At 63.0% G+C, this 21,174-nt stretch carries 16 protein-coding genes and 2 tRNA genes; 11 read left to right on the top strand and 7 right to left on the bottom strand.

Translation table 11 applies throughout. The features are described from left to right. Positions 1–339 precede the first annotated feature (339 nt). Together ACWFUC_RS12900 and ACWFUC_RS12895 are read left to right on the top strand one after the other, a co-directional pair. Complete coding sequence (locus tag ACWFUC_RS12900; protein WP_034339558.1) at positions 340–840, top strand: winged helix-turn-helix domain-containing protein; 501 nt, start codon at positions 340–342, stop codon at positions 838–840. Next, positions 824–1,519 carry a diguanylate cyclase domain-containing protein gene (locus tag ACWFUC_RS12895; protein ID WP_489625101.1) on the top strand — a complete coding sequence of 232 codons (696 nt, stop codon included), beginning with the start codon at positions 824–826 and terminating at the stop codon, positions 1,517–1,519. Before ACWFUC_RS12900 ends, ACWFUC_RS12895 begins: the two co-directional genes overlap by 17 nt. Here ACWFUC_RS12895 and ACWFUC_RS12890 read toward each other — a convergent pair. Together ACWFUC_RS12890 and ACWFUC_RS12885 are read right to left on the bottom strand one after the other, a co-directional pair. Then, positions 1,489–3,138, bottom strand: a complete 1,650-nt coding sequence (locus ACWFUC_RS12890) for an FAD-dependent oxidoreductase (protein WP_489625100.1) — start codon at positions 3,136–3,138, stop codon at positions 1,489–1,491. The two genes, ACWFUC_RS12895 and ACWFUC_RS12890, sit on opposite strands and share 31 nt — an antisense overlap. Before the next feature lie 53 nt (positions 3,139–3,191). Next, positions 3,192–3,737, bottom strand: coding sequence for a VOC family protein (locus tag ACWFUC_RS12885; RefSeq protein ID WP_489625099.1), 546 nt, complete (start codon positions 3,735–3,737; stop codon positions 3,192–3,194). A gap of 181 nt (positions 3,738–3,918) precedes the next feature. On the opposite strand from ACWFUC_RS12885, the gene ACWFUC_RS12880 reads away from it, so the two are divergent. After that, on the top strand, positions 3,919–4,362 hold the full coding sequence (locus ACWFUC_RS12880; protein WP_034339526.1) for a MarR family winged helix-turn-helix transcriptional regulator: 444 nt from the start codon (positions 3,919–3,921) through the stop codon (positions 4,360–4,362). 93 nt (positions 4,363–4,455) lie between these two features. Next, positions 4,456–4,701, top strand: coding sequence for a hypothetical protein (locus tag ACWFUC_RS12875; RefSeq protein ID WP_489625098.1), 246 nt, complete (start codon positions 4,456–4,458; stop codon positions 4,699–4,701). 16 nt (positions 4,702–4,717) lie between these two features. Here the strand turns inward: ACWFUC_RS12875 and ACWFUC_RS12870 are convergent, their stop codons facing one another. After that, positions 4,718–6,277: a sensor domain-containing diguanylate cyclase gene (locus ACWFUC_RS12870; protein WP_489625097.1), complete on the bottom strand. Its 1,560-nt coding sequence runs from the start codon at positions 6,275–6,277 to the stop codon at positions 4,718–4,720. 179 nt (positions 6,278–6,456) lie between these two features. On the opposite strand from ACWFUC_RS12870, the gene ACWFUC_RS12865 reads away from it, so the two are divergent. Further along, complete coding sequence (locus tag ACWFUC_RS12865; RefSeq protein ID WP_134221876.1) at positions 6,457–6,804, top strand: hypothetical protein; 348 nt, start codon at positions 6,457–6,459, stop codon at positions 6,802–6,804. A 79-nt stretch (positions 6,805–6,883) separates the two neighbouring features. On the opposite strand, the gene ACWFUC_RS12860 is transcribed toward ACWFUC_RS12865, so the two are convergent. Then, positions 6,884–6,974, bottom strand: a tRNA-Ser gene (locus ACWFUC_RS12860). A 179-nt stretch (positions 6,975–7,153) separates the two neighbouring features. Continuing rightward, positions 7,154–9,136 (bottom strand): acetate--CoA ligase, encoded by a 1,983-nt coding sequence (gene acs, locus ACWFUC_RS12855; protein WP_489625071.1) that lies wholly within the window; start codon positions 9,134–9,136, stop codon positions 7,154–7,156. Positions 9,137–9,555: 419 nt separating this feature from the next. Here acs and ACWFUC_RS12850 point away from each other — a divergent pair, with 419 nt between their 5' ends. The 4 genes from ACWFUC_RS12850 (at position 9,556) to ACWFUC_RS12835 (ending at position 12,890) form a co-directional block, all read left to right on the top strand. Beyond that, entirely contained in the window at positions 9,556–10,167 is a 612-nt protein-coding gene (locus ACWFUC_RS12850) for a YqhA family protein (protein WP_489625070.1), read from the top strand. A gap of 31 nt (positions 10,168–10,198) precedes the next feature. Further along, positions 10,199–11,740 carry a fumarate hydratase gene (locus tag ACWFUC_RS12845; protein WP_075257626.1) on the top strand — a complete coding sequence of 514 codons (1,542 nt, stop codon included), beginning with the start codon at positions 10,199–10,201 and terminating at the stop codon, positions 11,738–11,740. Between the two features lie 43 nt (positions 11,741–11,783). Next, positions 11,784–12,677 carry a glutamate racemase gene (murI, locus tag ACWFUC_RS12840; RefSeq protein WP_489625069.1) on the top strand — a complete coding sequence of 298 codons (894 nt, stop codon included), beginning with the start codon at positions 11,784–11,786 and terminating at the stop codon, positions 12,675–12,677. A gap of 137 nt (positions 12,678–12,814) precedes the next feature. Then, positions 12,815–12,890, top strand: a tRNA-His gene (locus ACWFUC_RS12835). A gap of 118 nt (positions 12,891–13,008) precedes the next feature. Here ACWFUC_RS12835 and ACWFUC_RS12830 read toward each other — a convergent pair. Next, entirely contained in the window at positions 13,009–13,674 is a 666-nt protein-coding gene (locus tag ACWFUC_RS12830) for a response regulator (RefSeq protein ID WP_039786075.1), read from the bottom strand. Positions 13,675–14,075: 401 nt separating this feature from the next. Next, positions 14,076–14,885: a ferredoxin--NADP reductase gene (locus tag ACWFUC_RS12825; protein ID WP_489625068.1), complete on the bottom strand. Its 810-nt coding sequence runs from the start codon at positions 14,883–14,885 to the stop codon at positions 14,076–14,078. Between the two features lie 323 nt (positions 14,886–15,208). Between ACWFUC_RS12825 and ACWFUC_RS12820 the strand changes: the two genes are divergently transcribed. Both ACWFUC_RS12820 and ACWFUC_RS12815 read left to right on the top strand, forming a co-directional pair. After that, positions 15,209–16,984: an autotransporter assembly complex protein TamA gene (locus tag ACWFUC_RS12820; RefSeq protein ID WP_209568507.1), complete on the top strand. Its 1,776-nt coding sequence runs from the start codon at positions 15,209–15,211 to the stop codon at positions 16,982–16,984. A gap of 57 nt (positions 16,985–17,041) precedes the next feature. Next, on the top strand, positions 17,042–21,067 hold the full coding sequence (locus tag ACWFUC_RS12815; protein WP_489637616.1) for a translocation/assembly module TamB domain-containing protein: 4,026 nt from the start codon (positions 17,042–17,044) through the stop codon (positions 21,065–21,067). Positions 21,068–21,174 lie beyond the last annotated feature (107 nt).

Raw genomic sequence — 21,174 nt, 5'->3', positions numbered from 1 at the left:
TGATAACAAAATCGAGATTTTCTGTGAAACTCCCGCTACACAAAAGCAGGTATAACGTAACCAATAATGATACTCATCCGTTAAGAGCGGACTATCAGGGTTGTTTCATTTTGGGGATGTGAACGACGTGGCAGTGTTAATCGTAGAGCATCCAGGCGAGGGAGCCGGCGTTGTGCTCAAGGCCTTGCATGCCAGCGGCTTGCCGGTACGGGCGGTGGCGGCCTTGTCGGAACTGGAAGGCGAGATTCAAAAAAAAAGCCTGCTGTCCTGATCATCGAGACGCACCGGTTCACCATCAGCTTGCTTCCGCTGGTGGCCGATCTGCGACAGAAGTTTCCGATGCTCGGCATCGTCGTCATCGGCGAACAGCTCAGCGAGGATGCGCAGGAGAAAGCCCTGCACGACGGTGCCGATTACATCCTGCACAAACCGATCCGGCAAGGCCTGCTGCTGGCGACCATCCGCTCCTTCCTGCGACGCCTGCGCATCCTCCATGCGCCGACCGCAGGCAGTGCAGAAGCCTGGACCCTGTATCGCCGCCGCGGCACGCTGGTCAGTCCGCACAACGAACGGGTGGCGCTGAGCGAGCGGGAATGCGCGGTCCTGACGACGCTGTTCCTCAGCCCGCACTTCCCGGTCAGTGTGGAACACCTGATGCATGCGCTCAACATCACGGCCGAGATCATCGATCCGCATCGCATCGACACCATCATCTATCGCCTCCGGAAGAAGCTGGGGCAATTGGCGCATGCCCGCTTCGAGATCCGGAACATCTATGGCAGAGGGTTCATCTGCGTGGCAATGAAAGAAAGCGCGGTCTTTTATGTTTGGGATGGATAACGGCGAATGGTTCAGGCTGGTCCAGCGGGTCTGGACCGGCGCTTCACTGGATGGCCTCGGTGCCGTCGCCTCACTGGGCCTGGCGGGCACGCTGGGCGCATTGCTGGCATCCGCGCGCGGCCGTTGCCGCGAGCTGCACCGGCAATTGCGCGAAGCCCGCGCCGCCAATGACGGCCTGCGCCAGCAGGCGCTCTACGACGGCCTCACCGGCCTGCCCAACCGCAGCCTGCTGGAGCAACGCATCGCTGCTGCGATCGCCCGCGCCGAGCGCGCACAGGGCAGCTTCGCGTTGCTGTTCCTGGATCTGGATGGCTTCAAGCTGGTCAACGATCGCCACGGCCACGCCGCCGGTGATCTGCTGTTGCTGCAGATCGGCGAACGACTGGGGGCGAGCCTGCGGCATGCGGATACCATCGCCCGCATTGGCGGTGATGAATTCGTGGTGCTCACCGACATCGTCGCCAGCGGCGACATCCGCATCATCCGCGACAAGCTCACCCAGGCGCTCGCCGCCCCCTTCCAGATCGGCCAGACGATGCTGACGGTGAGCGCGAGCCTGGGCCATGCACGCTATCCCGATGACGGCAATTCGATGGATGCCCTGCTGGCTTGCGCCGACCAGGGCATGTATCACCTCAAGCGCGCCCGTCAGGCGCAGGCGGCCTGCACCATGCTGTGACCGACGCAGCGGTTGACGGCGGCAGCGATCTGCAGCGGGTCGAAGCGCGACCAGCGGGCCGCCACGTGCTGGTCCGGCCGGATCAGGTAAGCGCATCCTTCGTGCGCAGCATAGCGCTGCGCGGCCAGTCCCTGCACATCCTCCAGCAGGGCCCCGGAACCGGCGGGACCGATGGTCTTGACCGGAATATCCAGACCCGCTGCCTGCAGACTGACGGGGAAATCTCCCGCACCGAATACCAGCACCGTGAAGCCTTCGCCCAGCTGACTGAGCAGCCATCCGGGCCGGCTCCCCTGCCGCACCGGCGCATCCGCGCAGGGCGTGCCGGGGACCATGCGCTCGCCGAACGGCACGCTGTCGGGGGTGTTCAGGGACGAACTCACATAAGGCGTCGGCGTGGACAGGCGGCCGCTGTTGACCAGCGTGCGGGCGAACGGTTCGTGCTCGGCCAGCGTCAGGACGGCATCGCGCAGCACGCGGCTGGCACGGCTCTTGGGTGTGATGAAATCGGTGGAACGAGTGGACTGGCGCAGGTTGTCGTCGGCCGCGAAAGCGCGCTCTTCGTGATAGCTGTCGATGAAGCTGACCGGGGCCTGGCCATCGATGACCAGCTTGAGTTTCCAGATCAGGTTGTCGATGTCCTGCACGCCGGTATTGGCACCGCGCGCCCCGAAGGGAGATACCTGATGCGCAGCGTCACCGGCAAAGAGCACGCGCTGGTAGCGCATGTTGTCGATGCGGCGGCAGGCGAACTGGTAGACGGAAACCCATTCCAGCTCGAATTCCACCTCCGGCCCCAGCATCGCCTGAATACGCGGGATGACGTTTTCGGGCTTCTTTTCTTCCTCGGGATCGGCGTCCCAGCCGAGCTGGAAATCGATGCGCCAGACGTTGTCGCACTGCTTGTGCAGCAACACGCTCTGGCCGCGATGGAAAGGCGGATCGAACCAGAACCAGCGCTCGGTCGGGAAGTCCGCCTTCATGATGACATCGGCGATGAGGAAGCGGTCCTGGAAGAACTGGCCGGTAAACTGCGCACCGACCATCTTGCGCGTATCGCTGTTGGCACCGTCGCAGGCGATGACCCAGTCGGCCTGCATGGTGAAGCTGCCGTCGGGCGTTTCCACGGTCAGGGTGGCACCGTCATCATCCTGCTTCAGGGCCACCAGCGCATGCTTCCAGCGCAGGTCGATGAGCGGATGCGCCGCGCAGGCTTCTACCAGATACTCTTCCAGATAGTATTGCTGCAGGTTGATCATGGCCGGCATCCGGTGGCCGGCCTCGGGCAGCAGGTCGAACTGGTAGACCTGGCGATCCTCAAAAAATACCTTGCCCAGCTGCCAGCCCACGCCCTTGTCCACCATGCGCTGCGCCACGCCCAGACGATCCCAGATCTCCAGCGGACGCTTGGCATAGCAGACCGCACGCGAACCGATGCTCACGGTGTCATTGTCGTCCAGCACGACGGCGGGCAGGCCGCGCGCGGCGCACTCCAGGGCGGCAGTCAGGCCGATGGGACCGGCACCGATGATGACCACCGGGTGGCGCTGCGGCTGGCCGCTGCGCTGCTCATCCGAGGGTTGATAGGCGAAACGGGGATAGGTGTAGGTGCTTTGCATGGGTGTCTCCTTGGGATCATCGGGGGGGATGGCGCTGTCAATTTTTTATCGGATCAGTGACCGGCTGCCGTGAATTCCTGCACATGCATCCAGGCGGCATGCTTCGGTGCGCGGCGGGTGCGTGACCATTCGTCCAGCATGTCCCACTTGACTTCGTCCAGCCGCTGCAGCTGCTGCGGGCTGGCGCAATCGGCAGCAAGTTCGACGCGGTGGCCGCTGGGATCGAAGAAATAGATGGATTTGAAAATGGTGTGATCGGTGATGCCCACCACCTCGATGCCATCGTCCTGCAGGCGCTGCATGACCTCCCTGAGGGTGGCCTCGCTGTCCACCTTGAAGGCAATGTGCTGCACCCAGGCCGGGGTATTGGGGTCGTGCCCCATGGGCGGTGAATTCGGGATCTCGAAGAAGGCCAGCACATTGCCCTGCCCGGCATCGAGGAAGATGTGCATGTAGGGATCAGGGGCCTTGGTCGAGGGTACCTGGTCTTCGGCGATGGCCAGGATGAAATCCATGTTCAGATATTTCTGGTACCAGAGCACGGTTTCTCTGGCGTCCTTGCAGCGGTAGGCAACGTGATGGATCCGATCGATCTTCATGGCAGTCTCCTTGAGGGCTTCGTCTTGGCGTTTGAGTTAGTAACGGTTGTTACTATATTGACGAGGCTCGCTCAGGGTCAACGTGCGGCAGGGGCAGGAAGGTCCTCGCGTGCAGGGTTATTGATGTGGATCAAGCATGCCGCTGCTGTATCGACTTGGTAACGTCTGTTACCATGTCGGAATGAAACTGCAAGATTTTTTCCCCTATCAACTGGCCCAGCTGGCCGAGGCGGTGAGCCGTTCGGTGGCGGAGGTCTATGCCGATCGCTTCGGCCTGAGCCGCGACGAATGGCGCATCCTGGCGGCCCTGGCCGAAGAGGGCCAGATGCAGGCCAGTGATCTGGTGCCCCATACTTCACTGGACAAGATGCAGGTCAGCCGCGCGCTGGCGCGCATGGAACAGGATGGCCTGGTACTGCGCCAGCCCAGCCCGGATGACGCCCGCGCGCGCATCGTCAAGCCCACGGCCCAGGGGCGCAAGCTGTACCGCAAGATCGTGCCGATGGTGGAAGAGCGTGAAGCCCATCTCCTGCAAGCTCTGAGCTGCAGCGAACGCGAGGCCTTGATGCGCGCCATGGAAAAGATCCGGAAACGCGCCTTGCGCGTGATGGACGACGCCGATTGAGGCTTGTCGGTGCCTGGCTGACGCCATTCTGCGGGGGCCTCCGATAACGCGATGCAGGCGAACGGTCTACCTTGTGATTTCAAGGAGACCACCATGAACCAGCCTGACCATACTGACCGGCATGATGTTGAACGTGACGAGAACCAGCCACGACGCCCCAAGGAAGGGGCCACGCAGACCCATTTCGAGAAAGAGCCCGAGGGCCATGAAGGTACGCTAGGTGGACAGCCGCCACTAAACGCCCCGGCCGGCATCCAGCGCATGGGACGGGGCGGCGTGCTGGTGGAGAAAAGCCCGAATGCCGCCGACGATGAGCGGCAAGAGCAGAAGCCGGAGTAAGGTTCTACCTTCCTGACTAGGCCGACCAGGCCAGCACCGGTTTCCGGCCGATGAATTCGCGGAAGACTGCCCGGTCACGCCCCGTGTCCTTGGCTTGGTAGAGCGCCTTGTCGGCGTTTTCGATCAGTTCGCGCGGTTGATAGGAGAAGCCCTCCGCAGACGTGATGGATGTGATGCCGATGCTGACCGTGACCCGGCCCTTGTCGCTGGTCGCGTGCGAAATGCCCATGGCCCTGACGGCCGCAACAATTCGTTCCGCTACCACGATGGCACCGGCACTGCCGCATTCCGGCAGCAGCACGGAAAATTCTTCGCCACCATAACGCGCCGCCGTATCAATCTCGCGCTGTGCCGCCCCGGAGATGGCCGCGGCGATGTTGCGCAGGCAGACATCGCCCACCACGTGACCATAGTGATCGTTGTATTGCTTGAAGTGATCGACATCGATCATGAGCAGTGAGAACGCCCCGCCCACGCGCGCGAAACGCGCCGCTTCCGCCTCCAGCAATTCATCGAAATGACGGCGATTGATGGCACCGGTCAGACCGTCACGGCGCGACTGTTTCTGCAGCAATTCGAACATGGTTTCCAGCTCGGCTTGTGCCCGCACTGCTTCGGCTTGCGCGCGCTCCCTCAGTGCTACCTGCGCGACCATCTTGTTGCCGCCGTACCAGATGGCGAACAGCAGCAAGGCAATGCCCAGTGCACGCACCATGATGTGCCGTGTCCAGCTCTGCAGGATCTCCTCCTTCGATACGCCGACGATGACGAAGAGCGGGTAATTGCTGAGATGCTTGAAGCCGTTGATGCGCAGAACCCCATCCTGCGTGGAGCGCAGCTCGACCACTCCTTGGTCCTGCAGCTTGACGTATTGGCGGATCAGGGGGGATTGCGCGAGTGACTTGCCCATGGAGTCCGGGCGCAGCGGCCGCCGATAGAGAATGGTGGCGTCGTTGGCACCGAACAGCACGACGCCTTGCTGGCCGATATCGAACTTCTGATAGAAGCGCTCGAAGAACTGGATGTCCAGCGTGGCCAGGACGACGCCGCCAAACGAGCCATCGGGCTTGTTGATGCGGCGGCTCATGGTGAGCACCCAGTGGCCGGTGGACTTGCTGCGGATGGGCTTGCCGATGAAGGGAGAATCGAGGCGGTGGGTCTGGTGGTGCCGGAAATAGTCGCGGTCGCTATTGTTGAAGCGCGTCTCCAGGACCGGCTGCGAGGAGGCCAGCCACTTCCCTTTTTCGTCATAGATGAACAGGCCTGCCAGTTGCGGCACCTCACCGACGGTTCGCACCAGAAAGTTGTGCAGCCGCTCATTGCCGGCCACGGCGCGGGGCTTGCCCGGTACCTGCTCCATCACGGCCTTGAGGACGATGTCGACTTCATCCAGTGCCTGGTCGGCGTGCTGGGACAGCGCCAGCGCCATGTTGGCGGTGGCGCGGAAGGACTCCTCCATCTCGGCAGTGCGTTCATGCCAGCTGGTCCAGGCTTCCAGAATGAGGATGATGATGCAGACGGCGGCCACGAAGCCCTTGGCCGCTCTGGACGCCACCTTGATCGGACACGCTTGCATGGTTTTCCCCTGAACGGTGACGTCTCGTGGCGCCATTATTGTTCGCACCGGCAGGCCTCGCCATCAGAGATTGCCTGAGAAGAGACGGGCCGTCTCCCGCTTGATGAGAAGGCGGGTCAGGATTATCCCGATGGTGTTGCGTCAACAAAGCGCGGTAAGGTCTGGGCAGAGGAGAAATGATGCTAAACAGTTTTGCAGAGGATATCGCTGGCAGATATGTATTGATCGTCAGGAAACTGGCCGAGATGGCCGGGGCCAATCTGATCGTCGGTGACCTCATCCGCAATGCCACCCGCAATTGCCTGGTGGGCATGCACGCGGCAGGGGCGGAATCGTTCGAGATCCGCCAACATCTGGGTGCGTTGATCGCCAGTCACATCCACGCCTTGCAAGTACACAGCGACCGCACGCTGGCGGCGTGGGTGCATGCGCGCAATCATATGGAATTCCTGCTCTTCATCGAGGAGCGGGAAGAACTGGCGTTGCGCGATGAGCCTGGTGCGGGTGCAGGGGGAATGATGCACTGACTCGCGACGAGCACGATTGAGCCAGGCATCAGGCCGGGACATAAAAAAACCCGCTGACGTATCAGCGGGTTTTTCATTGTGGCGGAGAGGGGGGGATTCGAACCCCCGATAGGCTATGAACCTATACACGCTTTCCAGGCGTGCGACTTAAACCACTCATCCACCTCTCCTGGATTCGGGTTCGCGTTCAGCGAAGCCATGCATTATAGCAAGCTTCTCGCCGAAGCCAAGTCTTTTCTGCATCTTTTTCAAAAAGACCATGAAAAAAACCAGCAGGACCCGGCGTCCATACGACAACGCCCTGCCCTGCCGGCTAGCCTGTTACCGCCTTGCAGCGGCGACTTCAGGCTTACTGCGCTTCTTTCAGCTGATCCAGGATGGCCGGATTTTCCAGCGTGGAAACGTCCTGGGTGATCGCCTCGCCCTTGGCCAGCACGCGCAACAGACGACGCATGATCTTGCCCGAGCGCGTCTTGGGCAGGTTGTCGCCGAAGCGGATTTCCTTGGGCTTGGCGATGGGGCCGATTTCCTTGGCCACCCAGTCGCGCAATTCCTTGGCGATCTGCTTGGCTTCTTCACCGGTCGGGCGCGGCCGCTTCAACACCACGAAGGCGCAGATCGATTCGCCGGTGGTTTCATCCGGCTTGCCCACCACGGCCGCTTCAGCCACGATGCTGTTGGCCACCAGCGCCGATTCGATCTCCATGGTGCCCATGCGGTGACCCGACACGTTGAGCACATCATCGATACGGCCGGTGATGGTGAAGTAGCCGGTCTCCTTGTTGCGCACCGCGCCGTCGCCGGCGAGGTAGATGTTGCCACCCAGTTCTTCCGGGAAGTAACTCTTCTTGAAGCGTTCCGGATCATTCCAGATCGTGCGGATCATCGACGGCCACGGACGCTTGACCACCAGGATGCCGCCATTGCCATTGGGGATGTCATTGCCGGTCTCGTCGACGATGGCCGCCGTGATGCCCGGCAGCGGCAGCGTGCACGAACCCGGCACCTGGGGCGTGGCACCCGGCAGCGGCGAAATCATGTGGCCGCCGGTCTCGGTCTGCCAGAAGGTATCGACGATGGGGCAGTTCTCGCGGCCGACGTTCTTGTAGTACCACATCCAGGCTTCCGGATTGATGGGCTCGCCCACCGAACCGAGGATGCGCAGCGAAGACAGGTCGTATTGCTTGGGATGAACCTTCTCATCCGCATCGGCCGCCTTGATCAGCGAACGGATCGCCGTCGGCGCAGTGTAGAAGATGGTGGCCTTGTGGCGCGCCACCATGTCCCAGAATCGGCCGGCGTTCGGATAGGTCGGCACGCCTTCGAAGACGATCTGGGTCGCGCCCACGGCCAGCGGACCGTAAGCAATGTAGGTGTGGCCGGTGATCCAGCCGATGTCGGCGGTGCACCAGTAGACATCGTCGGGCTTGATGTCGAAGGTCCACTTCATGGTCAGCACGGCCCACAGCAGGTAGCCCGCCGACGAATGCTGCACGCCCTTGGGCTTGCCGGTGGAACCTGAGGTGTAGAGGATGAACAGCGGATGCTCGGCATCCACCCATTCCGGCTCGCAGGTGTCGGGCTGGTGCGCGACCACGTCGGAGAGCCACAGGTCACGGCCTTCGACCCAGTTGATCTCGGCACCGGCGCGCTTGTAGACCACCACGTGCTTCAGGGTATCGCAACCGCCCATGGCCAGGGCTTCGTCGACGATGGATTTCAAGGGCAGCTGCTTGCCGCCGCGCACCTGGTAGTCAGCGGTCAGCACGGCCACGGCACCGGCATCGATCACGCGTTCGTGCAGGGACTTGGCGGAGAAGCCGCCGAAGACCACCGAGTGCGTCGCGCCGATACGGGCACAGGCCTGCATGGCCGCCACACCTTCCACCGACATGGGCATGTAGATGACCACGCGGTCGCCCTTCTTGATGCCCAGCGATTTGAGGCCATTGGCGAACTGGCAGACCTTCTGGTGCAGTTCGCGATAGGACACGCGGGTCACCTTGCCGTCGTCGGCTTCGAAGATGACGGCGGTCTTGTCGGCATTGCCGTTTTCCAGGTTGACGTCCAGGCAGTTGTACGAGACGTTCACCTGGCCATCGGCGAACCACTTGTAGAACGGGGCGTTGGATTCATCCAGGGTCTGGGTGAAGGGCTTGTGCCAGTTGAGGTTGTCCTTGGCCAGCTTGGCCCAGGTGCCTTCGTAGTCTTTCTCGAATTCGGCGTTCAGGGCCTGGTAGGCGTCCATGCCCGAAATGGCGGCGTGACGGGCCAGCTCGGCCGGGGGTGCGAATACGCGGTTCTCTTGCTTGAATGTCTCGATGTCTGCCACGGTAGTCTCCAGTAGGTTTGTTTTTGCTTTCCGCAAAACATAGGCCGTTTCACTTACTCAGTCCTTACACAAGCAGCGCCCCTGTCGGGCGGGAGGCCGCTTGCATCAGGGCTGGGACAGCGATGGCTGCCCCCTTGCGCCAACCCGGGCAGGACCGCACCCGGCTGGCTCCATGGACGCAGACCTTCATATCGCTGCGATGTTCTCTGATGTTCAAGACAACATATTGGCATTCTGGCACAGGTCGATGTTTCCCGCAGGCACTGCGCACGCGGGATGCAGGGCAGGCCCCGGAAATGGGCCAAGGGCGTGTAGAATACGGCCCCAAATCCGGAGCCGGACAGTGAGCGCAAACGCAGCTGCAGCGGCGCACCGGATATCGTCATCCTCAGCCAGAATCACGCGTAGCACGGACACCCATGAAAAACTCGTCGCCCCAGCCTCCCCGCAAGATCGGCATCCTGCCCAACCTGATTTTCATGAGCCGCTGGCTGCAGCTGCCGCTCTACCTGGGCCTGATCCTGGCGCAGTGCGTCTACGTGTATCACTTCTGGGTCGAGCTGGTGGATCTGATCGGCGCGGCCATGGGCAGCGCCAGTTCGCTGGACCACATCCTGGATGCGGTCGCCATTCCCGGCGCCACCCGCCCCGAGAAGCTCAATGAACAAACCATCATGCTGGTGGTATTGGCCTTGATCGACGTGGTGATGATTTCCAACCTGCTGATCATGGTGATTGTGGGCGGATATGAAACCTTCGTCTCGCGCATGAACCTGGAAGGCCATCCGGACCAGCCCGAGTGGCTCTCGCATGTGAACGCTTCTGTCCTGAAGGTCAAGCTGGCCACGGCCATCATCGGGATCTCGTCGATCCACCTGCTCAAAACCTTCATCAATGCCAATCTGTATGACGCCAAGACGCTCATCGCCCAGACCGGCATCCATATCGCTTTCCTCTTGTCGGCCATGGCCATCGCGTATTGCGACCGGCTGATGGTGCATCCTTCCGACCCCTCCGACAAGCCGCACTGACTTTGCCTCATCCAAACCGAGAGAACCAGCCATGACCATCATCAAGCAAGACGATCTCATCGAATCCGTCGCCGCCGCGCTGCAGTACATCAGCTACTACCATCCGGCCGATTACATCCAGCATCTGGCGCGCGCCTACGAGACCGAGCAGAGCCCGGCCGCCAAGGATGCGATCGCCCAGATCCTGACCAACTCGCGCATGTGCGCCGAGGGCAAGCGCCCGATCTGCCAGGACACCGGCATCGTCAACGTGTTCCTGAAGATCGGCATGGGCGTGCGCTTCGAGGGCTTCTCGGGCTCGATTGCCGACGCCGTCAACGAAGGCGTGCGCCGTGGCTACTCGCACCCGGACAACGTGCTGCGCGCCTCCATCGTGGCCGACCCGCAATTCGAGCGCAAGAACACCAAGGACAACACCCCGGCCGTGATCCACATGGAACTGGTGCCCGGCAACACCGTGGACGTGCAGATTGCCGCCAAGGGCGGTGGCTCCGAGAACAAGACCAAGTTCGTCATGCTCAACCCCTCCGACAACCTGGTGGACTGGGTCCTCAAGACGGTCCCGACCATGGGCGCCGGCTGGTGCCCGCCGGGCATGCTGGGCATCGGTATCGGCGGCACGGCCGAGAAGGCCATGCTGATGGCCAAGGAAGTGCTGATGGAAGACATCGACATGTACGAGCTGCTGAAGCGCGGCCCGCAGAACAAGACCGAAGAGCTGCGGATCGAGCTCTATGAGAAGGTCAATGCACTGGGCATCGGCGCACAGGGCCTGGGCGGCCTGACCACCGTGCTGGATGTGAAGATCATGATGCACCCGACCCACGCGGCTTCCAAGCCGGTGGCCATGATCCCCAACTGTGCCGCGACCCGTCACGGCCACTTCGTGCTGGATGGTTCGGGCCCGGCCTACATGGAACCGCCGTCGCTGTCGGATTGGCCGGAAGTGCACTGGGTGGCCGACACCGAGAAGTCCAAGCGCGTCAACCTGGACACCCTGACCAAGGAAGAAGTCGCCTCCTGGAAGCCGGGCCAGACCCTGCTCTTGAACGGCAAGATGCTGACCGGCCGCGATGCCGCCCACAAGCGCATCCAGGACATGCTGGCCAAGGGCGAGAAGCTGCCGGTGGACTTCACCAATCGCGTGATCTACTACGTCGGCCCGGTCGATCCGGTGCGCGACGAAGTGGTGGGTCCGGCTGGCCCGACCACCGCCACCCGCATGGACAAGTTCACCGACATGATGCTGGAGCAGACCGGCCTGATCTCCATGATCGGCAAGTCCGAGCGCGGCCCGGCCGCCATTGAGGCGATCAAGAAGCACAAGTCGGCCTACCTGATGGCCGTGGGTGGTTCGGCCTACCTGGTGTCCAAGGCGATCAAGTCGGCCAAGGTGCTGGGCTTTGCCGACCTGGGCATGGAAGCGATCTACGAGTTCGACGTCAAGGACATGCCGGTGACGGTGGCCGTGGACGCCAACGGCATCTCGGTGCACAACACCGGGCCGGCCGAATGGAAGGAAAAGATCGCCCAGAGCGTGTCCCTGTCCAAGATCCCCGTCACCACGGCCTGATTCGATACCAGGCCAACCCCGTTGCAGGAGCGCGCGCAGCACCATGAATGAAGCCGTCAAGCAGGTCAGTGCGCCTTCTGCCGCCGGGTCCGACAGCAGTAGCCCGATGCCGGCCGCAGCCAACGCTGCGGTCGGCATTTTCGATTCCGGTATCGGCGGCCTGTCGGTGCTGCGGCACATTCATTCCGCCCTGCCCCGTGAACAGCTGATCTACTTCGCCGACTCCGGCTATGCACCCTATGGTGACAAGACCGAGGCGCAGATCGTGGAGCGCTCGCTGACCATCGCATCCTTCTTGCTGGAGCAGGGAATCAAGGCCCTGGTGGTGGCCTGCAACACGGCGACGGCGGCGGCCATCCAGGCGATACGCGCGCGCTGGCCGCAACTGCTCGTGGTGGGCATCGAACCCGGCCTCAAGCCTGCCGCGCAGCAAACCCGCAGCGGCACCGTCGGCGTGCTGGCCACCCGCAGCACGCTGGCCAGCCAGCGCTTTGCCTTGCTGCAGCAGCAGATGGAAGCCCGGTATCAGGTGCGCTACCTGCCCCAGGCTTGCGTGGGGCTGGTGGACCTGATCGAGAAAGGCGAACTGTATTCGCCGGCCACGGTGCAATTGCTGGAGCGCTACCTGGGTCCGCTGCTGGAACAAGGGGCGGATACGCTGGTACTGGGCTGCACCCACTACCCCTTCGTGCGACCAGCCATCGAAAGCGTCTGCCAGCGCCTGGCGGGCGGCGTTCCCGACATCATCGATACCGGCCAGGCCGTGACCCGGCAGTTGCAACGCCTGCTGGCCACCGAAGGCCTGGAAGCGCAAGCAGCGACCGGATCGCTGGCGGGCTTTACCACGGCCAGCCGCTCGACGCTGGAACAGGCTTTCCGGGGACTGCTCAAGCTTGATCCGCCGGTGCAGGCCTTGCAGCCGCAAACGGGCGGCTGACGCGGATAGGTAGGGCTGCGGAAAGAAATTTCAGGGCAATTGCCAATTTGCATTGAAATATGTTGCCATTCCCTGCAAGTGTTTGTATAATCTTTTGCTTACTTGATGACGGACGCAAGTCTGTCTGACAGTCGACGGTGGCTGTAGCTCAGTTGGTAGAGTCCAGGATTGTGATTCCTGTCGTCGTGGGTTCGAGTCCCATCAGCCACCCCAAAGATTCATGCAAAAAGCCCGGTCCTGGTGACCGGGCTTTTTGTTTTGGCGCGCTGTATGTGCGTCTGGCTGCTCTCTGCCAAGCCGGCACCCCTGCGGTGCCGGGAGGCCGCAGACCTCAGTTGATCATCCCCGTCGAATACGCATACTTGATCAGCTCCGCATCCGTACTCAGGCCCAGCTTGCGCATGGCGTTGTTCTTGTGGGTACTGATGGTGCTGGGCGTACGCGACAGGCGCACGCAGATTTCACCCAGAGACTGGCCTTCCACGAACAGGCGCACTACTTCCAGTTCGCTCTGGGTCAGCTCGCGCACCAGGCCGAAACCTTCACCCTGCGCCCAGCTCATCTCCAGCTCGCCACGCAGCGAGACCGGAAAATACAGCTGCTTGCTGCTCTGCGTGGCCAGGCAGGCATTGATCAGCTCGTCGGTCTTCTCGCGCTTGTTGATGACGGCAAATACGCCCATGCGATACAGGCGGCGGATCACCGCACCATTGTTCATCGCGGTGTAGACAATCACCTTGGTCGACGGATGCTCGGTCTTCAAGCGCTTGACCAGCGCAAAACCATCCGACTCGTCGCTGTCATCGGCCGGCATGGCGAAGTCGGTAATGACGATTTCGCACGGCGAACGCTTCAGCGCACTGATCAGCGCCTCGCCATTCTCAACCTCCAGGTCGATGCGGATTTCCGGCAAACGCGCCAGCTCACCCCGAAGCGCTCCCAGCACGATGGGATGATCATCGGCAATGGCAACGTGCAGGACTTTCTTCAAATTCATGCTACCCCCAAATGGTTCAATTGACTGACAGGTGGCGACGCCGCGACATCATTGCCCTCGCTCATCCTCCCCTGATTCGCCTCGACTTGCGGCCCTCGATTTGTCTGCATCGATGTCGACTCCCCCGCCCAGGGCGATGCCGCAACGGCATCGCGAAAAATTCCACTCCTAGGAGATAGAGAAAATCTGGAGAAAATAGAAAGGAAACTGCGTTATTCCCACAAAAAATCGAATAAATTCGACGTGTCAATAGAAACTATTCTATCTACGGCTTATAGCGGAGATATCTAAAAGATATTTGTTGAAAGGCTCGACATCGTTTGAAGTCCACCTGCGTTTTCACGCACCCTCTTCTTCGATGTCTCACTCGCTTCAGTTGCTTCACCTGTCACAGCACAATCTCACCAATAATCCTCGGTCACGAACTGTCCGCCCCCGGTGCGCCGCAAGGGCGTCATGCCGCGCTCGCGCAGCAGCTCACGCACCTCGGTGACCATGTCCGGATTGCCGCAGGCCATCACGCGGCTGTGCTCGGGTGCCAGGGTCAGTCCGCTGGCCTGTTCCAGCCGGCCTTCCTTGAGCAGGGTAGTGATGCGTCCGGCCAGCCAGCCCGGCTCGTCCGGCAGAGCGGCATCACGCGTCACGCAGCGCAGCAGTTGCAGGCGCCCCGGCCACCCTTGCGCACGGGCCTGTTGCTGCAGACGGGAGAAGGTCTCGGCGTAGGCCAGTTCCTCGCGCTGGCGCACCCCGTGCACCACCACCAGATCGCTGAACCGCTGCCACACCTCCGGCTGCTGCAGGATAGCGACATAAGGCCCCAGCCCGGTACCCGTGGCCAGCATCCACACCTGCCGGCCGTCAACGAAACGGTCAGCCGTCATGAAGCCATAACTGAGCTTCTCGACCCAGACCGCATCGCCCGGCTGAAGCTGGTTCAGGCGCGATGTGAATTTTCCTTCAGGGACGATGATGGCGTAGTACTCCAGATAGTCGTCCCCTTCCGCCGAGGTGATGGAATAGGCACGCGAGACCACCTCGCCGTCGATCTCCAGTCCCAGGCGCGCGAACTGGCCTGCCGTGAAACGATAGCCGGCCGGGCGCGTGGTGCGGAAGCTCAACAGCTTGTCAGTCCAGCGATGTACCCATATCAGGCGCTCACAGGTCGCTTTTTCCGAATACGCATCAATACTCACACTCACACTGCTGCTCACTGCATTCTCCTTCGATGTGCTGCCAGATTGCCCGCGCGGCAACCACTGCCGGGGCATTACAATAGCGGGATGAACAGGAGCGAGGGCCATTCAGCCCTTGCTCCGGCACGACCGCAAGCGGCGGGGCAACGAACCAGTGTCACGAGAGACACCCGGGACGACCCGGACATGAAGCTTTCGCCGCCTGCACCGGCCAGGAACTATCCGCGCCGCGCGCGGGTCAGGCCTGAGTGGCGTGCGCCGCCAGCCCTCATCCTACCCGACTTGCCCCACGGCGCGTCAGGCTGGCCGCCTCAACCGACAACCGATGATGCAGTGAATCAATGACTTGGACCCGCAGCCTGGCCATCGCCTTTTTATTTTGCGCCGCCGACACCGCCCACGCCGCCTACAAGGTACAGATCGACGCACCCAAGCCGGTGCAGTCGCTGCTGAAGGATTTCCTCGATATTTCGCGCTACCAGGACCGCGACGACATCAGTGATGAACAGCTCAAGTTCATGATGGATACCGCCGGCGACCAGGTGCGCGAACTGACCTCCACCGAGGGTTATTTCACCCCGGTCACCAAGGTCAGCGCGCAGACCGAGGCCGGTGCCGAAGGCAAGCAGGCCGTACGCCGCATCACCATCAGCGTCGACCCCGGTCCACGCACCGAGATCAGTTCGGCCGAGGTCAGCGTCACCGGCGTGGCCGCCCGTGACGATCAGGCGACCGTGGCCCGCCTGCGCGAGGATTGGTCGCTGCCCGTGGGCCAGCCCTTCCGCCAGGAAGACTGGAACCGTGCCAAGAACGCCGGCCTGGAAAAGCTGCAGCAAAAGAAATACGCCGCCGCCCGCATCGCCAGCTCCGAGGCGCGCGTCGATCCGGACGAACACCAGGCCGACCTGGCCGTGCGCTATGACAGCGGCCCGGCGTTCACGCTGGGCCCCTTGCAGATCACCGGCACGCGGCGCTATCCGGAAAGCATCATCCGCAACGTCAATCCGCTCACCGTGGGCGAGCCCTATGACGTCAATCGTCTGCTGGCCCTGCAGCGGCAGATCCAGAACACGCCGTATTTTTCCAATGCCATCGTGGCCATCGATGACGATCCCGAGCACCCCGAGCAAACGCCGGTGAAGGTGCAGGTCACCGAATTCCCGACCCAGCGCGTGCGTGCCGGTGTCGGCTACAGCACCGATACCGGTGCCCAGGTCGAAGGCCGCTATTCGCACTACAACGTGTTCAACAAGGCCTACGTTTTCGACAGCCAGCTGCGTCTGGAGCAGAAGCGCCAGTACGGCGTGCTGTCGCTGGCCATGCCGCCGGATGACAAGGCCTTCGTCAACAGCATCAACACTTCTTACGACCGTACCAAGCTCGAAGGCATCGACCTGCGCAGCCAGCAGGTCGGTTTCAAGCGGGCCCGCAACAGCGAGAATTACGACACCACCTACTCGCTCACCTACTACCGCGACGAGCTGAGCCAGGAAGATGGCAGCACCCTGCCCGCCAACACCATCGTCACGCCCGGCAAGCACCGTGCGCTGGTGCCGGGCTTCGCGTGGTCGCGCCGCAATGTGGATGATCCGATCTTCCCGCGTAAAGGCAATCTGCTGACGCTGGAAGCCGGCTTCGCGCTCAAGGGCTTGCTGACCGACCAAAGCTTCTCGCGGCTGTATGGGCGTTTCAAGCAGTTCCTCCCGGTCGGCAAGCGCGACATCGTGGTGCTGCGCGCCGAGCTGGGCGGGGTCTTCACCGCAGGCAGTGCCGGCGCGGTACCGCCCTCGCTGCTGTTCCGTACCGGCGGCAATGACTCGGTGCGCGGCTACAGTTACCAGAGCATCGGCAACGAGCAGAATGGCACCGTCTATCCGACCAAGTACCTGGCCGTGGGCAGCTCGGAATACCAGCGCTGGTTCAGCGAGAACTGGGGCGCGGCGGTGTTCTACGACGTCGGTGCCGCGGCCGACAACTGGAACAACAAGACCTTCTATCACGGGGTCGGCACCGGTGCGCGCTGGCGCAGCCCGGTCGGCACACTCAATCTGGACCTGGCCTATGGCATCCAGAAGCGCCAGATCCGGCCGCACATTTCGCTGGGCATCGCCTTCTAGCGCCCGGGCAGCATCCGCGCAGTCTCCCGATGAACTGAATTCGAATCACCCACCAGCATGAGCGAACCGCAACACGATCCGCAGCAAGCCCCCTCCGCACCGCCGCCGCGCCGTCGCGCCAGCCGCGGCCGCCGTATCGCCGCCTGGAGCGGTGGCACCGTGGCCCTGCTGGTGCTGGCCGCCGCCGGTGCCGCCCTGTATGCCACCCATACCGAGAGCGGCGCTCGCCTGCTCTGGAATACCGCCGTCAAGACGCTCGACGGCAAACTCTCCGGCCAATTGCTGGGCGGTACCGTGGCCGACGGTCTGCGTCTGCGCGATCTGCATTACCAGGATGAGAAGCGCATCCTCGACATCGACAGCGTGGATGCGCGCTGGCATCTGGCGCTGCTGCAACGCAGATTCAGTATCGATTACCTGCGCGTGGGCAAGGTGCGCCTGAACCAGCAACCCTCGCCGTCAGAACCGAGCAGCATGCCGGGCTCGCTGGAGATCCCGCTGGCACTGGACATCCGCGAGATCAGTCTGGCCAGTCTCAGCCTGACCCAGGGCACCTCCACCACCGAACTCTCCAAACTGAAATTGCACGGCAACTCCGACGGCGTGCAGCACACGCTGGTGCTGGACAGCCTCACCACGCCGTTCGGTGACGCCACCGCCCTGCTGCACCTGAACGGCAAGCAGCCCTTCGCCATCGGCGGCGGGCTGGAACTGGCCGGTGCCTACCAATATGGCGAAAGCAAGGAGCAATACCAGCTGGCGGTGCAACTGTCTGGCTCGCTGCAGGAACTGGGCATCGCGCTCACCGCCGGCGGCGACAAGCTCAAGGGCCATGCCGACATCGTCGCCACGCCCTTTGCCAGCGTGCCGCTCAAACGCGCCAAGGTGGACCTGCAACACCTCAATCCGCAAGCCTTCAACGCCGCCGCACCAGCCGCCGACCTGAACCTGCGCGCCGACCTCGCGCCGCCCGCCGGGCTGGCCGCCGACGCACCGCTGCAAGTCGCCGGCCGCGTCGAGATCGACAACGCCCGTCCCGGCAGTCTGGACCAGCAACGCCTGCCGCTGCTCTCGGCCAGCGCCGACCTGAAACTGGACCTGCAGCAACAAACCCTGTCACGGCTGGAGATCCGTCTGCCGCAGCAAGGGCGCATCGAAGGCAGCGGCCAGTTCCGGCCCGGCAGCAGCGAGCCCGGCACGCCGGAACCGCTGTCCGGACAGTTCAAGCTGCGCGTGAGCGATCTGGACCTGAACCAGCTGCATCGCCAGGTGCGCCCGACCCGGCTGTCCGGTCCGGTCGACCTCACGCTCGCTCCCGACGCGCAGCAAGTCCTGCTGACACTGCAGGACAGCACGCTGAAGCTGCATGTGGACAGCGTGATCGGCCAAGATCGCGTGCAACTGCGCGAAGCCTCGCTGACGGCCGGCAAGTCGCGCCTGGAAACCTCCGGCACGCTGCAGACCGCCGCTGCCATGGAGTACGCCTTCAAGGGCCGCCTGGTGGACTTCGATCCGACCGCCGTGCTGCAGGCAGTGACGCCGCCGCCCGCCAGCACGGGCAAGGGTCGCAAACGTACCGCAGCAGCGGCTTCAAAACCGGTGCCGGCGCGCATCAACATGGATTTCAATGCCGCCGGTGCACTCTCGCCTGAGCTGAAGCTCAAGCTGGGCTTCCGCATCCATGACAGCACCTACGACGCCCTGCCCATGAGCGGCCAGGGCGACATCAACCTGGCCGGCATGCGCCTCTTGCCCAGCCGCGCCAATGTACAGATCGCCGGCAATACGCTGGATCTGGACGGCAGCTTCGGCAGCACCCGCGACAAGCTCAAGCTCAAGGTCGATGCGCCGCAACTGGCGCGCCTGGGTTATGGCCTGGGCGGGCTGTTGCGGGTGGACGGCATCCTCAGCGGTACGCGCGAACGCCCCAACCTGCTGGCCAGTTTCCAGGCCGAGCAACTGGCCTTCGGCCCGCACAAGCTGCATCACCTGTCCGGCCAGAGCGAGTTGCACAGCAACCTCGCTGCCGGCGTGGCTTCGCCCGACAACCGCCTGGCCCTGAGCCTGGAAGGCGATGGCTACAACGGCCCGCAAGCCGAACTGGCACGTCTGTCGCTCAAGCTGGATGGCACCTATGCCAGCCACACGCTGGCCCTGCAAGCCAAGGGCAAGCTGGCTGATCAGGTGCTGGACCTGAACCTGGCCGCGCACGGGAAAGTCACTGAAAAGACCCTTGGCAACTATGGCTGGGCCGGCAGTCTCGACCAGTTCAGCAACCAGGGCTTGCCGCGCATCGCCATGACCAGCCCGCTCACGCTGGACGCCTCGGCCGAGGGCATCGAGGCCGGCAGCACCCGCATCGAGATCGACCGTACCGCGCTGGATCTCAAGCGCCTGTCCTACCGCCAGGGCCGTCTGGCTTCCGCCGGACAGGTACGCGCGCTGGATGTGGGCCGGGTGCTGGAACTGGTACAGCAGTTCACCGGCACGCCGCCACCGGTCAAGACCGACCTGGTGCTGGACAGCGACTGGGACTTCAACTTGGCCGAGACCGCCAGCGGCTATCTGCAGATCGCGCGCAAGTCAGGCGACGTGCGCGTGACCACCAGCGTCGGCGAAGCGGCCATGGGCCTGTCCGAACTGCAGCTGCGCAGCCAGTTCCAGGGCGAGCGCATGAACGTCACCGGCCGCGTCAACGCCGCCCGCATCGGCACGCTGGACCTCGGCGGAGATATCGGCCTGCGCCGGGTGGACACGCTGCTGGCGCTGGCCCCGGAGTCTCCGCTGAACCTGAAGGCCAGTCTCGATGTACCGGAACTCAAGCGCGTGGGCGACCTGATCGGTCCGCAAGTGAGCCTCAACGGCAAGCTGGCCGCCAGCCTCAATGCCGGCGGCACGCTGGCGCAGCCGCGCCTGTCCGGGGCCATCAATGGCGACAACCTGGCCGTGACCGAATTCGACCAGGGCATCCAGCTCAAGGATGGCATCGTGCGCATCGTCATGGACAGCAACGTGATCGAACTGCGCCAGATCGAATTCCACGGTGGACGCGGCACCCTGCGCGCCGGCGGCAAGATCCAGCTGGGGGCCGACAATCCCGACCTCAACGCCACCCTCACCGCCGACCATCTGGAACTGTTCGCCAGCCCGGACCGCCAGCTGATGCTCTCCGGCGAAGGCAAGATCAGCAACGTCAACGAACAGTTGCGGGTGGATGGCAAGTTCACCGTGGACCGTGCCCTGTTCGACCTGCCCAAGAGCAGCGCCCCCAAGCTGGGCGATGACGTGGTCATCGTCAGCCGCAGCGGCAAGAACCGCGTCGGCGCGGCGGCCTCCTCGCAACAGAAACTGGAAGCGGCCACCGAAAAACCGGCCAGCAAGTTCGCCCCGGTCATCAACCTGGCGGTCGACCTGGGCAACGACTTCCGCTTCCGCGGCAGCGGCGCAGACCTGCGCTTGCGGGGCGATATGAATGTTCGCAGCGAACCGCTCTCGCCGCTGCGCGCCACGGGCACCATCAACGTGGCCGAGGGCAGTTATGAAGCTTTTGGCACAAAACTCAATATCGAGCGTGGCATCATCAACTTCCAGGGGCCGATCGCCAATCCCAACATCAACATCCTGGCCATGCGCCGCAACCAGGACGTCGAAGCCGGGGTCTCGGTGACCGGCAATGCCAACCAGCCGCGCGTGCAGCTGGTGTCCGAACCCAACGTGCCGGATGACGAAAAACTGTCCTGGATGATGTTCGGCCACGGCACCGACAGCTCCAGCATCGGCCAGCGTACCGCCAGCAGCCAGGCGCTGGCGCTGGTGGGCAACATGGGCGGCAAGCGCATCGCCAAGGATATCGGGCTGGACCAGTTCAGCATCGGCTCCAGCGAATCGGGACTGACGGACGACCAAGTGGTCAACCTGGGCAAGGCCATCACCGAGAAGATCACGCTGGGCTACGAGCAGAGCCTGCAGGGGGCCGCCAGCGTGGCCAAGGCCACCTGGCAGATCTCGCGGCGCTGGTCGGTAGTGGCGCGCGCCGGGACCATCAATGGCCTGAACATCCTCTTCAGCCGCCGTTACGACTGAGGCGGGCACACCACGGCAGCGGGCATCAGGGGCCCCGCTGCCGCACGTGCAGCACGGGGAGGCTTGCCCTTGCGGAGGGGGAATCTGTTAATCTCCGTACAAGTTCA

This window comes from Herbaspirillum sp. Her4 (genome assembly GCF_057961335.1).
This window is presented reverse-complemented; position numbering and strand designations above follow the sequence as displayed.

What these genes read in the sequence shown, in the direction of transcription:
- ACWFUC_RS12900 (WP_034339558.1), top strand. Translation starts at nt 340, where the DNA reads ATGCTCGGCATCGTCGTCATCGGCGAACAGCTCAGCGAGGATGCGCAG.
- ACWFUC_RS12895 (WP_489625101.1), top strand. Translation starts at nt 824, where the DNA reads ATGTTTGGGATGGATAACGGCGAATGGTTCAGGCTGGTCCAGCGGGTC.
- ACWFUC_RS12890 (WP_489625100.1), bottom strand. Translation starts at nt 3,138, where the DNA reads ATGCAAAGCACCTACACCTATCCCCGTTTCGCCTATCAACCCTCGGAT.
- ACWFUC_RS12885 (WP_489625099.1), bottom strand. Translation starts at nt 3,737, where the DNA reads ATGAAGATCGATCGGATCCATCACGTTGCCTACCGCTGCAAGGACGCC.
- ACWFUC_RS12880 (WP_034339526.1), top strand. Translation starts at nt 3,919, where the DNA reads ATGAAACTGCAAGATTTTTTCCCCTATCAACTGGCCCAGCTGGCCGAG.
- ACWFUC_RS12875 (WP_489625098.1), top strand. Translation starts at nt 4,456, where the DNA reads ATGAACCAGCCTGACCATACTGACCGGCATGATGTTGAACGTGACGAG.
- ACWFUC_RS12870 (WP_489625097.1), bottom strand. Translation starts at nt 6,277, where the DNA reads ATGCAAGCGTGTCCGATCAAGGTGGCGTCCAGAGCGGCCAAGGGCTTC.
- ACWFUC_RS12865 (WP_134221876.1), top strand. Translation starts at nt 6,457, where the DNA reads ATGCTAAACAGTTTTGCAGAGGATATCGCTGGCAGATATGTATTGATC.
- ACWFUC_RS12850 (WP_489625070.1), top strand. Translation starts at nt 9,556, where the DNA reads ATGAAAAACTCGTCGCCCCAGCCTCCCCGCAAGATCGGCATCCTGCCC.
- ACWFUC_RS12845 (WP_075257626.1), top strand. Translation starts at nt 10,199, where the DNA reads ATGACCATCATCAAGCAAGACGATCTCATCGAATCCGTCGCCGCCGCG.
- murI (WP_489625069.1), top strand. Translation starts at nt 11,784, where the DNA reads ATGAATGAAGCCGTCAAGCAGGTCAGTGCGCCTTCTGCCGCCGGGTCC.
- ACWFUC_RS12830 (WP_039786075.1), bottom strand. Translation starts at nt 13,674, where the DNA reads ATGAATTTGAAGAAAGTCCTGCACGTTGCCATTGCCGATGATCATCCC.
- ACWFUC_RS12820 (WP_209568507.1), top strand. Translation starts at nt 15,209, where the DNA reads ATGACTTGGACCCGCAGCCTGGCCATCGCCTTTTTATTTTGCGCCGCC.
- ACWFUC_RS12815 (WP_489637616.1), top strand. Translation starts at nt 17,042, where the DNA reads ATGAGCGAACCGCAACACGATCCGCAGCAAGCCCCCTCCGCACCGCCG.